The sequence below is a fragment of the Aureispira anguillae genome (assembly GCF_026000115.1).
Taxonomy (GTDB): Bacteria; Bacteroidota; Bacteroidia; order Chitinophagales; family Saprospiraceae; genus Aureispira; species Aureispira anguillae.
Window position 1 is genome coordinate 1870565 of the sequence record NZ_AP026867.1, and the last position, 14342, is coordinate 1884906.

The window sequence follows — 14342 nt, forward strand, 5'->3', positions numbered from 1 at the left end:
GAAAGTTTATTTTTTGACCACTAATTCAGATTTTCTTTATTAAAAGAATGCCAAGTTTGATATTCATTTTTTTGAGCGAATGAAAATGGTAGATAATGCTTATATTGAGTTGTTTAATAGTTTTTTAGAACAGAATAAAAGCAATATTATGCCTTACATTTCATTTGAGTCAGGACAACTTGACAAAAAAACGAAGCAAGCGCTAATTCAGAAACTAACAGAAGTATCTGTTGAAATCACGGGAATTCCGAAAGAATTATTTCTTGTTTCCATCAAAGAAATACCAGATGATGACATTGCAGTGGGAGGGAAGACCGTAACAACAATGAAAAAAGAATTGAATGAACAAAAAAATACATAATTCGAAGTGTTGCTAATAGGAAGGGTACAAATAAGTTGTTCCATCACTTATACTTAAAATAGAAGTAGTTTTTGTAAAAAAAAAAGTTTATTTTTGAATCTTATTTTTTTACTTAAAAACAATGATTATGTATCCTGTTCTTCCAAAAAGAAGTTGCTTCTACTTCTTACTAATTTTTCTATTTGTCCAAACAGCTTGTGAAAAAACGTCTAGTTCGAGTATCGTAATATCTTCATTTGCAGTGACCCAATCTTCGAATCAATTGGAGTTTACCTTTGCTTCATCTGGAGGTGTGGTACAATATTATGAACTATCTTACATGCCTACAGCAAATAATACAACAGGTGAGTCAGGATATAAATTTATTACCAATAATGCCAATTCCATCACAAAGGAAATAAAGGAATTAAATATAACTACAGGAAACTTATACTCTTTTTATATCCGAGTTGTCGGAGATGACAATGCCAGTTCAGAATGGTATGGTCCTAAGACCATTAATGTTGATGCTTTTTGTGAAAGCCCCTACAGTCTGTCTTTTTCAAATGGGTTGTCTTGGCAGACAAGTACCAATACAACAACTGCATCCTACCATGAAATTAGTTATGGATTAAGTGGTTTTCAGGTTGATTCAGGTACTATTATTACCGTTAATAACACTTGGCACAATAGCAGTATGGTACTGCAACAGGGAAATGTCTATGATTTTTACATGCGTAGTTATTGCAACCAAACATTGGGCTGGAGCGAATGGGAAGGACCCTTGACGCATTATGCTTCAAATAATATGAATACTTGTATACCTCCTTCTGGTTTAAAATTTTATGTTGTTAGAAACAGCTTATCACAAGCCGTTGGAGCAGAATGTCATTGGGACGATTTAGGAGGAAACAGCAACTATGAAGTTAATATGGTTAGAAATGGTTTTGCTCCTAACTATGGTAATATTGAAACGGCCTCCTCACAGCAAACAACTTATATGCCTATGGTTCAAAATACAGAATATGATTTTTATGTTCGAAGTGTTTGTCACGACGGAAGTAAAACTGCTTGGGCAGGACCTTTGGATGTAAATATTGGACAGTAACATTTTGTAAGCCATAGGCAATTAAATAGCCTATGGTTTACTATTTTGGTGTTATAACATTAACTGATCACTATCCAACAGCGTAATGCCAGCCGTTTGCAAAAGCTCAAGGCTGTTGGCTCCATCCTTTGGACTATCTAAATTAGCAGCTCGACAAGCGTCTTTGATAAGATGCGTTCGAAAACCAAATTTTTGAGCATCTAAGGCACTTTCTTTGATTCCAAATTCAGTCATAAAACCTAACAAAAAAACATCCTCTACTTTTGACGCTTTTAGATAAGTCAATAATTCCGATTTTTCATTAATCTTAGGCGGAAAAAAACAACTATAACTGAAATTATCTTTATCTGCCCTTTTAGACACGATCTTATCAATTGGAGCTAATTCTAAAGCATCAATAAATGAAGCTCCAAAGCTGTCCTGCACACAATGAATAGACCACAAACGCTCTGAATGCCCGTCTATATCAACGAGCTGATTGGGATAACGAAAAAAATGGTTAGCAGCAAAAATTTTATGATCAGCAGGTTGCCAATATCGACTGGCAATAACAAGGTCAAAAAAGCCAGTATGCATGAGTTGGTTGGCAATAGCAATAACCTCATTTGCTTCTTTCAGGGCTAAGGCTCCAAAATTGCCAAAATCATTTTGTAAATCAACTAGAATCAATGCTTTCATAAGGATAGGTTTAATCGATAGCGTACAACGTCGGCTTGCTAGGAGTTGCGTCATTCTCAAAAGCAGCAACTTGAAGATTTAAAAAATAGATGGCATCTTTTATGGTATCAGGAACATAGATCAATTCTGTAATGGTTGCATCTAAACGGGGATTGCTAGGATAATTCCAAAAAGCATGATGAGCGGCTAAAACACCATCATCTACTTCCTTATCTACAGAAGGCGTGTCAATAAGAAAATGGCGAACTCCTTGTTCGTAAAGCCAATTCATAGCCTGAGGCTCTACAAATGGTGGATTCGTATTCGTGTATTGTTGTTGTTGTTTAGATGCGGAATTGGGTAAGGTTCGAACAATAAATGCCTGAGGGGAAGGAGATTTTTCAAAAACAGCTTGAATTTGTTCTAATGTAATCACCAAATCTTCTCCTAGTGAAAAGGGAGTAATACTAACAAGTTGAGCCAAAAAGAAAAACTGATCTAATAGCTTATTAATAGAATAAAATTCTTTAGCAATATGCCCAACACATTCTGTATGAGTACCATTTCCATGTGGGTTAAATACTATGTTGTTAAAATTGACAGAGCCACCTTGTTGAACAGAACCCACAAAATGCTCTGTTATAACAGGGCTAATTTCAGAAGGAGGGCAATACCATGCACTTGCCGCATCTATTCTACTTTGGATTGGTAGAGTAAGATCAAGTGGTTTTAATAAGTTTATATTGTAATTAGAATTCTTGTAATAAATTGTCGCTTTCATCTTATTTAAAAGGTTTTCCTAACTCATCTAATTTTTTCCATTTTTTATTGCCATAAAAGGTCAAAATAAACCAACCAATAATTGGAATAAAATAAGCAATCGTAATTGGGTTGCGCCAAATTAGTCGCAAAAAGGTTCCCCATCCTGTGCCAATTTCTATAGGTTCTTGGGTCTCATATTTGCGTTCTTTGAGCCATTGGCGCTCAAACTCATGAAACAATAAAGGCCAGAATAAAGGTAAATTATAAGGAAAATACTGCCGTTTTTGCCACATGACTTTAATTAACTCTTTAACTTGAAAAGGAGCTTGACCATATTTTTCAACCGCAGCATCCAAATCCTTTTGCATAATTGCTTTTACACGATCTCTGATGTCGCTTATTTCAGCTTCGGTGAGCTCTTCATAGGGTTTGTCAATCCATTTATAAGGGCTAATTCGGGTTCCTCGCACAAAATGCATTTTAACAGGAAAAGCTAGATAAAAAGCCCAAGGGAAAACAAGCGCTACCGTTAGTACCCCTAATGCCATAAAAGGTACTCCTATTTTATTAAATTGACGATTAACAAAATCAAAGCTATATACATAGGGAACAACGTATTCTGCATTAACAGTAGAGTACGGTAAAATATCTGTTTTATATTTTAAGCTCATTCGAATAAAGGACGTAGCAAAACGCTGCAATTGATATTTTCTATTAAAGCCCTTCCCAATACCAGGAACACCTTCTGGGTAAATCAATAAATGCCCCTTAGGGTACTGCATCATTGTTTCAAAATTAAGAAAAGTAGCATCAACCCCTCCAGAGACTTTCCAAGAGCCTTTCATGTAGAAGGGGTGCATGGCAGGAATTCCCGAAAGCCCAGGAGCAATGATTGCTCTAAAAATTTTATTTTCATCATAATTGAAACGTTTGAGCATGCCACAGCCAAATACCATAGCATCCCAAGGAAAGGCCATTCCAGAATGGTTGCTTGCCAAAATGATTGGATGGGCAGGGTTATTGCGCTCAGGCATTTCATCAAAGCCAATATAAACAGGGCGGAAGTAGGTTTCTTCCACAATCTTAAACAAGGCATTGTTGATCTGACGGACATAGTTTGCATCAAAATGGTCGTAGATAAATTTGTTGGCATCAATTTCTTCCTGTGTATAAACACGTTTCTTTTTTGTTGTAATGGTATTGGATGCAGTATTTTTGGTCATGTATAACTTTTTATAGCGCAATATTAAAATGACGAAGACTAGAATCTTTAATATATCAATCTTTAGATAAAATGTGTGGGTCTAAGGCTATATTTTTTTGGATAAAAACAACTACACGACTAAAAAGACATAAGCTCAAATATTTTTTAAAAAAAATATAACTTTTTTTAGTTCTTATAATGAATGAGTTAGCCTAAAAGTGTGTTTTTTTTTCTTAAAAAGAAGAATTAAAATTTGCAAAAACGAAACCACTGCCGTATATTTGCACTGCACTAACAAAAAACAATGTGCCAATTCAGGTAGCCCGGATGGTGGAATTGGTAGACACGCAGGACTTAAAATCCTGTTCCCGTTGAGGGAGTGCGGGTTCGATTCCCGCTCCGGGTACAGTTGAGATGTGCAAACGTCTCCTAGAGAAACAAAAAAGCTAGTAACCATCGAGGTTCTAGCTTTTTTTGTTTCTCTTTTTTTTTGTTCCACCTTTTTTGTGGAACACGGTTTAAACGCTCTCTGCATAGGTTTACATGGGTCTATGTTCCATTTTTGTTCCACTTTTTTAGTCTAGATTTTGTATATTATAATTCTACTAAAAAAGCAAAACAAATGATACAATTCACGATTTCGCACAATTTTAAAAACAGATTAAAAAAAGACGGTACAGCTCCCGTACAGATTCGGGCTTACCACAACAAAGCAAGAAAATATATTCCTACAGGAATTTTTGTAACCCCTGCTCAATGGAGCAAGAAATACAATAAGGTAATCGACCATCCCAACGCCTTGCAGTATAATGCTGAAATAAGAAGGCAATTGGACGAGCTGGAGGCTTATGCCTTAGAATGGATCAAAAAGCACGGGTCGATGACCTTGGAGCAGCTAGACAGCTATTTTAATTATGGCAATGTTCAATCCTTTACAGAGTTTTGGGAATACGAGCTGGCGCAAGATACCAAGCTGGAGAAAATTACCAAGAAAAAGCATCGCACGGCTTTAAATTATTGGAAGGGCTTTCAAAAAGATGTCAAATTTTCGGAATTAACCTATTCTTTAATTCACGATTTTGATACCTACCTCTATGCGCATAAGCTGCATGTCAATACGGTCTACACGCATCATAAGCAGGTGAAAAAATACATTAATTTGGCGATCCGAAAAGATTTATTGGACAGCAATAAAAATCCTTATCTGAAATTTAAGGCCAAGACGGTTCCTACAGAGCGGCTGGTTTTGTCTGAAGAGGAGGTAAAAAAAATAGAGGGGCTGACCTTTCGAGAGGAGGAGTCTTATTTGGATCTTATTCGAGATATGTTTTTATTCTCTTGTTATACGGGCTTACGCTTCTCTGATACTTGCGCTATCAGCTACGAAGATATAAATCATAGCGAAGAGGGCATGGTCTTAAATATAGTGGCTAAGAAGACGAGTAAACAGCTTCTACTGCCGTTGTACAAATTATATGAGTGCAAACCTGAGGCCATCATTAATAAGTACCGTGCTGAGGTGTTATATGATAAGGGCTTGGTCTTTCACAAATACTCCAATCAGTATTTTAACCGTGCTTTAAAGAAGTTGGCAAAACGGGCTGGCATCCAAAAGGCAATCACGAGCCACGTGGCTCGTCATACCTTTGCGACTAATTTGGCATCCAAAGTACCGATTCATATCTTAAAGGCAATTCTACAGCATTCTAAGATCGAAACGACCATGGTTTATTTGCATCTTTCTAATAAGCTGGTGAATGATGCTTTGGATAAGGTGGATTGGTAGAACGATAGAAACAGGTCGCTTTGATTTATAAGTGACTTGTTTGTTTTTGTAATGGATTGCTAAGATGGATTTTAGCTTTAGCCCATATGTGGTATTGACGTATATCTCTTGTTTGCCCGCAGTTTTATTTTTTTATGAATACTCTGCTTGTATAGGAATCTTTTAATAGGTCAATTTTGGGGATTAATTTCCATGCTTCATACATTTTGTTTTCCATTTTAACTAAATTACACAGGGGCTATTTTTCAACTGTACTCAGGGCGTTCAGTACAACAACATGATAAAATTAGTGGGATCCCACGACCCCACTTAATTTTGATCGCTAATTGTTGTACAGTGCTTTTTGTTTTATATGGTTGATATTTTAGAAATTTATGAAAAAAATTATTTCTCTCTTAATTGCTTTTTATCTTCGATGTCCTTTACCCATTTATCTAACTTTTCTTTCCATGATAGCTTTACAGGATGTTGAAAAGTTTCATTTTTAGTTTGTTCTTTTACAAACTCTAGTGTCTTGTCCATTGCATTTAGAAATAGTTCCTTATTTTCAAAGTCAGCTTCTATTTTAAATAAGAATGATGTATTTTTATCTAACCTATGTTCGAGGCTAAAAGTTGATTTTTCTTTGATGATTTTCCCTCCACTGATTTTGTTATGCTTTTTGCCAATAACTGATGAAGAGATTTTTTCAGCACAATCTTTAATAACGTCCCATAAAGCACTTCCACTTGCACCATATAGTAAGTTTTGTAAAACGCCCTCATTGATAAGAAGTAAGACTGTTATTTCTTCAAATGAGTTATAAGGTACTCCACTTTTATCATAAGAGCTAAACTCAATTTTTTGATTTTTGAACTTTGATTCAAATTGTTCTAAATCTTTAATATCAATCAATCCTTTGATATAATTTAGATGAATTACATTAGGACCTGTTTTTACACTTTTTTGTTTATCAAGAAGTTCTTTTAATTTTTCTTCTATTTGCTCTTCGCTTGAATGCTCTCCATACATTGCTTTTAGAGTCTGACGATATATGTCTTCCATATTCATAATTGAAGGTTTTGTTCTTAATAAAAAAGTTTATAATTTAAATGCTGTGCAACGGCCTCTGTATATGCTTTGGCACAAAGCATGCGCCATACAATATAGCTTTTCGGGAAGCAAAATCGTAGGTTTTGCAAGTAATTTACTTTCTAGTACTGGCAAAATCTATGATTTTGCGCTGTGTCACATGCGTTCATTCTTATAACGCTGTTTCCGGGATGTGCCATTGCCATATACAGATTGCTTAGATGCAGTTCTATTTTTTACATAAAATATGGGGTTGAACATTATAATCTCGACATGAACTAATAAAACTATTGATAAGCCAAATTATTTGAATGTGGTGAGAATTTTTGGAAGTTCCATTTGCAATTTTTTCCAATTTGTCTTTTAGTTTGCTTTTACTAAAAAATGGTGTAGCTAATATTACTTTTCTATTTGAGTTTGGAGTTGAATTAACTTTGTTATAAGCTTTTTTTATATCACTCCAATTATTATTTGTTCGAATACGTTTTATTGATGTGCTTTCATAGTTATTTTTCCATTTATTATCATATTTCTTTTTGTATTCAGAAAGTTCGGAGTTTAATCGGCCTAAATTTTTAAGAGCTTGTGAAACAACTTCATGGAAACTACTAGCACCATATGTATCTTTTGAAGTATATTTTGAATGTATAAACGAAATAGTTGGTTGACCCAATTCTGTAGAAAAAATAATGTGATCAGCCCATTCATTTCCCATATCATCACAAATAACTATTTCATCTTTTTTTATGAAGTTATTTTCAACAGCATAAAAAAGAGATTTATCTGGGAATTCCGTTATAGTATTGTCTCCAAATGGTTTTTCTTTTTCAGATACAACATCAGAAAAATCCATGCTGTCATCAAATACAGACATCATCCCCTCTATATTATTAAGCAACTGTTTGTCTTTGAATGTGTATCTAGAAACATACATGTAATTAGGGGTGTCAAAAACTACAGAAAAATTCTTTTGAGAATTAATAAATTTTGAGAGGGAGATAGTTTCGGTAGGTGTCTTGATTAAAATATTTTCACCAACTTTCGATTTAAATGTTATTTGTATTTTGTTGAGTTTTATTTCACCCAACCCATCTTGACCTTTTAATATAATAGAGAATACATCAGATTTTGGTATCTTTCTTAAATTTAAAGGAGATCTAAATAGTTCAAAAAAATTATTAAGCTCTTTATCTTCCTTAATCTCAACCTCAGTCTGATTTTCTTTACTAATGAGCTTATAAGGAGAACTGGAATCTCTGAGATTTATATCTAATTCTTCAAGATGAAAAAGTATTGCAGTAGGAGAACATGTGGATTTAATTTGCTCTAATTTAATTGGAGCTGCAAAACTTTTAATGAATGAATTAATAGTAGCAGGTGTAATTGAATTTAATTCTTGTGTTAGTAATAAACACCATTCTGCTAGGTCATCTAGACTAGATTTCTGAGAACGTAAAGCCAAACGAGATGTATTAGGGTTTATCAAATAAATTTCACCATCTACATTTAATCTAAAATTATTTGGAATCGACCTACTAGCAGAGTTTGTTGGTAAAATACCATCAATATTTCTACCTTCAAAAGACCTGTTTCTTATTTGCATATCTGAAACAGTCATGCTTTTCATTGATATTCGTTCATACTTAGCGTTAGGTTTTGCTTTTAAACTTGTGAATTTGCCATATTCTATGGGCTCAATGTAAAGTTGGATTTTTGATTGAAAGGAATCTATGTTTCTTTTAAATACAAATAAATAATTATTATACTCAATTAGTAATAAGAAAGCGTATTTCGTCTCTTTAACTTTAGTATTTAACAGGAAAGAAGGTTCTTGCTCAAGTGCAAAAGCTTTGCATGAATATATTAGAGTATTTCCATTTATATTAAGTGATGTTTTAACTTCATCTATAATAAAATTACTTGTTTTATTTTTTGAACACTCAATAAAAATTTTTTCTACTGCTGTTTTAGAAAGGGGAGTCTTGATTTTAAAAATTTGAGCATTTTTAGGGAAATGGAAGCTAGAAATGGAAATTCTCATTAGAAGGATATTACAATTGGTTATAAATGTTTTGTATAAATTTAAGCTTTTTTACTTAAATCTAGCTGACACAGTTTTATGAACAGTCTCACAATGAACGCTGATGCATTGTTCTCAACAGTCTTCTTCTTTATCTCAACCAAGCTCCAACAGATGATTTAACTTCAAATAGTTTATTAATTCTATCAATATCTACTTGTTTTGTTCCGCTGATTAATCTGGTTTTATATTTTGTACCTATTCCCTCTGTTGCTTTTTTTACGACTGGGTGTAATTTTCTTGCTACTTCAAAAATAAAGTTTTTTTCAAATGCAATAGTTTGTCTCCCATAACTTTTGAGTTCATCAACTTTTTGTGCGTCTGGAAGAGTAATTGTTCCTCCTGTATGAACAACTGAATGCCTGAGTTGCCATAATACTTTTAATCTTCTACAATCATCATTACTAAATAATCTGTATCCTAAATTAAAGGCTGCGAAATAGCTATTTACTCTTTCCGGATTATGCCACCCTGAAAGACTATCACTCAAAACATTACCAATAGATGCAGTGCCAATATTTCTATATGCAGCCAATCTTCCAATATCAACTGAAACTATAGTTTCTTTTGATAGTTTGTTCAAGAATTTGCTTACATCAAAGTTATTCAAATGCACTGAATTATCGAACATCAATCCAAAGAGAATTCGTTGGTATGTTTCAAAATGCCCCATTATCGAGGGTAAAATTGCAACAGTTAGATGTTGTAAACTATCCAAGCTATCACTGCTATAATTTCCGTCTTGATTTGTAGGGAATTTCCTTGCACATAAATCAATTGCACTTTTAGCTTCAATTGCATATTTTAAAAATGCAGTTGCAGGAGACACTAAATAGTCATTTAGAGTTGTATGTTTATTTGTAGCAGTTGTTAAATACTCGTGGAAATCTTTTACTCGTCTTCCTGCCATTTGTTTTTCTTTTTTTGGGTTGTTGAGAATTTACCTGTATACACAAAGTTAGTTTTTTAGTATTTAAAACTTTAGATAAAGTTGGTCATAATACCTTGATATTTAAGGTCTATTTTTAACCCCTGATTCGCATATATACAACTCTTCTTGTTTAAGAATCAAAATTTAAACTCATTTGATAAACTTTTTTAAATATTTTATTGAAATTATTCTTAAAGTCTTCTATGTCTTCTGATAATTCCATCACTGTTATTAATTTCAATAAATGTTTATCTAAGTGAGGTAATCCAACTTCTTGAGTTAGGTGCTGGTGATGTTTTCGTGGTCTTTGCCCTTTTAGGTTCGGTGGATTAATTTTTTTCAATTTATCAAGAATACCAGGAGGCAATTGTTCATATACATATTTATTGGTAAACGTTCCTAAACAACCAGGACGTTTTAAGGAGAAAGGATCATATTTCCAATTATATAGCCTAAAAACTTCTTGATAAAATTTTCTAGGAAACCTGCTTTGCCATTTTAGAAAATCTTCTAGGATATATTTTGATAAAATCTTTTGAAGTTCGTTCTTTTCTCTATCATATTGATAACCTGTTGCTTCGTCAATTAAAGCTGTAATACCAACCTTTGCTAAAGAACGAATCAGAATGTTTGCTTGTACTACCATTTTATCTTGAGAGCTTACAGTTGCGTTGGCATCTTTAGCTTTTAAGTAAAGTTCACAGACCAGTGGAATTAGCTCTGCGTCATACCCCACAGCATGGGTGCCATTAGTATGATAATAGTGAATAGGATTACATTTTTCTTTTACTTCTTCAGTAACAAAAGGAAGTAGGTTTTTTGCACCGATAATTGATGGAAGTCCTTTTTGCCTTTTCTCTCCTTTTCTTGGGCGTTTAAATGCTGCAAATAAGCCAGTTTGCGATATAATTCTTTTCTTACCTTCTAATACAGCACAAGGAATCTTTACAAAGCCATATTCTTCGCTTCCAATGTTTAGGTACCCCCGGTGAGTCGCATGATAAATTTCCATGGATTTTTCTTCTTTCATGATTTTATTTTTAATGGTCTTATGAAGCGAATGTAGTCACATGACTATTTAAAAACAAATTTTTTAAGAAATATATTAAAAAAAAACATAAAATAGATTGTACTCAGAGGATGAATGTAGTATCAAATAGATAAAAACTGTTTAGTGGAAAAAGTATATTATACTTAATAAAAGGTAATTAAGGAAAAGAAGATAGACTCTAAACCTACCTTCTTTTCTTTCTTATTTCTCAATTTTATTCAAAAAATCAATAGCACTAAGTCCAATAGCATAAGCAAGGTTTACAGGAACAGCATTTCCAATTTGTTTATATTGTTGACCTTTGGCTCCCTGAAATACCCATTCATCAGGAAAAGTTTGTATTCGAGCACTTTCTCGAATAGTTAAAGGTCTTGTTTCTGTCGGATGGCACCGCTCGGTTTGTTTCATAGCAGGGGAGCAAACAATAGTAAGAGCAGGGGTCTTTAGAGATAACCTTCTTGCTAAACCAGTTTTTCCTCCACCCAAATAATAACTTCCTCCCATATATTCCTTCTGTAAATCATCGGGCAGGTCCTTCCAATATCCACCTTCTGGAACTTTTTCCATAATTTCTTTTTTCCTTTGAGGGTAAGAAACCCCAAGGCTTTCAGGGACATTTGTTTTGTATAGAATTCCTTTTTTAAAAGCATCATTTACTGTTAAAACTTTAGGGTATTTTTCTGGAAATTTAAACAGATGAGCTTTATCTGCAAAATCATTTCGTATTCCAACCAAAATGAGCCGTTCTCTTTTTTGAGGTACTTTATAATACATTGCTTTCAATACTTTAGGCTCAATTAAAGTGTATCCTAAATCTTTTATTGCTTGCTTAATGACACTTAAAGTATTTCCTTTGTCATGATTTAATAAACCTTTGACATTCTCACCTATGAAAATTTTTGGCTTTACTTCATTAATGCATCTCGCAAATTCAAAAAATAAAGTTCCTCTTGTATCTTCAAACCCTAGTTGTTTACCAGCATGAGAAAATGCTTGACAGGGGAAACCTCCTGTAATTATGTCAATTTTATTATTATAAGATTTGAAATCAACTTTTTCAATATCACCTTCTATTACTTCCCATTTCGGTCGATTATGTCGCAAAGTAGCACAGGCTTCTTTATTATTTTCATTCAATAAAATATGCTTGAATCCAGCCTTTTCCATGCCAATTGCCATACCTCCTGCTCCTGCAAACAACTCAATAGATGTATATTTTCTTTTTGGCTTAATTTTAGTAAAGTCAGTCCAGTTTGTATTAAAAACTTCTTGTGCGATATTAAAATTTAGTAAACTTTCCTTAGTGTATAATTTTTCATCTTTATTGATTTTAAAAGGAATTAGTTTACCATTTCTAGCCCATAAATCTAATCTATGTAATGGGGTATCAAGAAGATTACTTACTTCAAATTGGTTATACAATTTCATTAAAGTTTATTATGTTATTTATGTGTTTTGGTGCTCAAAGTAAATTTTATTCTTAATGGGAAAAAGATTATTTAGTATCTAAATTAAAATCATTAAATCCTTCGTAATTTTTAAAGGATAATAAATAGATACTAGTTAACAAATCTGGTGATAATTTGTTTAATTCATCAAAAACAGTATTTGCTTTTTCAGCATTTTTTAATTTACTTGTGGCATCTTTTATAACAGTAGGGAGTGCTTTACATAATTTTTGAAAAGCATTTTTGTCTCCTGTTACTAATTCGTAAAACTTATCTATAGAAACTCTTCTGATTTGATGGTTTGCACTCTGTTTTTGTCCATCTAGGGTTACCACCCAAGGGATATTTTGACTTTTTTTAGCGATAACTTCTACTAATAAACATGTTGCGTTAGGATTTTTGATAATGCTATTTTGCATTCTCATATATGTTTTTGCACTAGATGAAGAATTCATTGTATTGTGTTTATTTTTCATTTCTACAAAAATTGCTTCCCGAGTGTTTTCTATATCATATCCTTGTTGAGGAACATGCCAATCAGAAGAAAAATATTTGAAAATATTTTGATGAAAATACCCAATAAGGTTTGAGTTAGATTTATCCAATTGTCTTAAAACCTCATTTTCGATGGTTTCTTCGTATGATTGGTTATATACGATAGAATCAAATGTGAGCTTAATTGGATCTATTAGGTTTTTGTTAAATTTTCTTAGGTCCATACTGAAACTGTACTTTTTAACAGTATCGTAAACATGGTTAAGTAATTCTTTATCACTGATGAATGTTAGGTTGTACATATCACTATTGTATCTTTATTTCCAATTTGGACATAAAGGGCACCAAGTAAAATATACTTGGTGCCCTCATTCTTTGTTTATTATAATTGTGCTTTATTTTTACTTCTCTTCTAAGCTTTTTTCTAAAAAAGCAATGAGCTTATCTTTGTCTTTTAGCCGCCCTTCCCTGTCTTTTAGCCATTCCTCCTTGTCTTTTAGTCGTTCCTCTTTATCTTCTAATGATTTTTCTAAAAACTCAATTTTATTCTTTAGTTGTTCAATTTCTGTAGAAATTATACTATTACTAGGTTCACTCTGAGATTTTGAAATTAACATTTCTCCTTGACCGTTTAAAATCCAGTCAAAACTAATATCGGGACTATGTTTTTTAATAGCCTTAACCATTCTCATTGATAGGTTATTACTACCATTTAGGTAACTTGTATAACTTTGAGGAGTAGTGTAGCCTAGGACTTTAGCAAAACTTGTCTTGTTTAGATTTAGATAAAATCTAATCTTTTCAATTCGTTCTCTCTCAGACATTTATCTTATTTCAGTTAAAAACCAAATAAAAAATTGACTCGAAAAGGTCTTTTAATTTTGTTTTTCCCAATTTTTTAATCTAGCTTTGTTATATCAAAGGGGAATAGGTTATGAAGTTAAAACCCCTTTAACAAGAAAAATATTAACAATAAAAACAGCCCGACAATAACAAATAGAGCAGCAAATCAACAAGACATATTAAATTAAATAACATGTAGACAAATGTAGACCATGTAGACCAATGTAGACGGGCATGTAAACAAATGTAGACAAAATGTTAAGAAAAGGCAAAGGAAAAGAAACAAAATTCAATCAGGGAATGGGGATTGAATAGGCTTGGTCGTGCCATGTGGCATTGTTTATTTCTATGGGGATAGAAACAGCAACTAGGGGGCGACCTCTGGCGATCAACTGTTAAGTGCAGGCACATCAAAAGGGTGTGCTGGTCAAATTTTGAGTGTTTCTCTAGGATCTAGTTCCTTAGCAGGAAGGACATTGCTAAAATGAGAGGGTTCGACTCCCTTTACTAGAGCAAACCAATTACAAATAAACAACGGTATACAGCGACTTACTATGCTAAGTGGT

Annotated in this window: 13 protein-coding genes and 1 tRNA gene; 4 read left to right on the forward strand and 10 right to left on the reverse strand. The window is 33.1% G+C overall.

The genetic code is table 11. The features are described 5' to 3' along the window. Positions 1–79: 79 nt before the first annotated feature. A complete protein-coding gene (dmpI, locus tag AsAng_RS07015; protein WP_264792086.1) occupies positions 80–361 on the forward strand; it encodes a 4-oxalocrotonate tautomerase DmpI in 282 nt (93 codons plus the stop codon). 127 nt (positions 362–488) lie between these two features. Further along, the gene (locus AsAng_RS07020; protein ID WP_264792087.1) at positions 489–1448 is read left to right on the forward strand and encodes a hypothetical protein; all 960 of its coding nucleotides are present in this window, start codon (positions 489–491) and stop codon (positions 1446–1448) included. Between the two features lie 51 nt (positions 1449–1499). Here AsAng_RS07020 and AsAng_RS07025 read toward each other — a convergent pair whose 3' ends face one another. From AsAng_RS07025 to AsAng_RS07035, 3 genes are read right to left on the reverse strand one after another with little or no spacing between them, the layout of a single operon-like run. Continuing rightward, positions 1500–2126, reverse strand: a complete 627-nt coding sequence (locus tag AsAng_RS07025; protein ID WP_264792088.1) for an isochorismatase family protein — start codon at positions 2124–2126, stop codon at positions 1500–1502. A 10-nt stretch (positions 2127–2136) separates the two neighbouring features. Further along, positions 2137–2886 (reverse strand): cyclase family protein, encoded by a 750-nt coding sequence (locus tag AsAng_RS07030; RefSeq protein WP_264792089.1) that lies wholly within the window; start codon positions 2884–2886, stop codon positions 2137–2139. Between the two features lies 1 nt (position 2887). Further along, positions 2888–4090 carry a lysophospholipid acyltransferase family protein gene (locus AsAng_RS07035; protein ID WP_264792090.1) on the reverse strand — a complete coding sequence of 401 codons (1203 nt, stop codon included), beginning with the start codon at positions 4088–4090 and terminating at the stop codon, positions 2888–2890. A gap of 302 nt (positions 4091–4392) precedes the next feature. Between AsAng_RS07035 and AsAng_RS07040 the strand changes: the two genes are divergently transcribed. Beyond that, positions 4393–4477 (forward strand) — tRNA-Leu (locus tag AsAng_RS07040). A 216-nt stretch (positions 4478–4693) separates the two neighbouring features. Next, a complete protein-coding gene (locus AsAng_RS07045; protein WP_264792091.1) occupies positions 4694–5857 on the forward strand; it encodes a site-specific integrase in 1164 nt (387 codons plus the stop codon). 384 nt (positions 5858–6241) lie between these two features. Here AsAng_RS07045 and AsAng_RS07050 read toward each other — a convergent pair whose 3' ends face one another. The 7 genes from AsAng_RS07050 to AsAng_RS07080 all read right to left on the reverse strand — a co-directional run bounded on the left by AsAng_RS07050 (position 6242) and on the right by AsAng_RS07080 (position 13757). After that, positions 6242–6907 (reverse strand): hypothetical protein, encoded by a 666-nt coding sequence (locus AsAng_RS07050; RefSeq protein ID WP_264792092.1) that lies wholly within the window; start codon positions 6905–6907, stop codon positions 6242–6244. Positions 6908–7157: 250 nt separating this feature from the next. Beyond that, entirely contained in the window at positions 7158–8969 is a 1812-nt protein-coding gene (locus AsAng_RS07055) for a hypothetical protein (protein WP_264792093.1), read from the reverse strand. Positions 8970–9099: 130 nt separating this feature from the next. Beyond that, complete coding sequence (locus tag AsAng_RS07060; protein ID WP_264792094.1) at positions 9100–9918, reverse strand: hypothetical protein; 819 nt, start codon at positions 9916–9918, stop codon at positions 9100–9102. 151 nt (positions 9919–10069) lie between these two features. Then, positions 10070–10969, reverse strand: coding sequence for a P63C domain-containing protein (locus AsAng_RS07065; protein ID WP_264792095.1), 900 nt, complete (start codon positions 10967–10969; stop codon positions 10070–10072). Between the two features lie 222 nt (positions 10970–11191). After that, the gene (locus AsAng_RS07070) at positions 11192–12418 is read right to left on the reverse strand and encodes a DNA cytosine methyltransferase (protein WP_264792096.1); all 1227 of its coding nucleotides are present in this window, start codon (positions 12416–12418) and stop codon (positions 11192–11194) included. Positions 12419–12485: 67 nt separating this feature from the next. Then, positions 12486–13235: an Eco47II family restriction endonuclease gene (locus AsAng_RS07075; RefSeq protein ID WP_264792097.1), complete on the reverse strand. Its 750-nt coding sequence runs from the start codon at positions 13233–13235 to the stop codon at positions 12486–12488. Between the two features lie 99 nt (positions 13236–13334). Further along, on the reverse strand, positions 13335–13757 hold the full coding sequence (locus tag AsAng_RS07080; RefSeq protein WP_264792098.1) for a hypothetical protein: 423 nt from the start codon (positions 13755–13757) through the stop codon (positions 13335–13337). Positions 13758–14342: the final 585 nt, after the last annotated feature.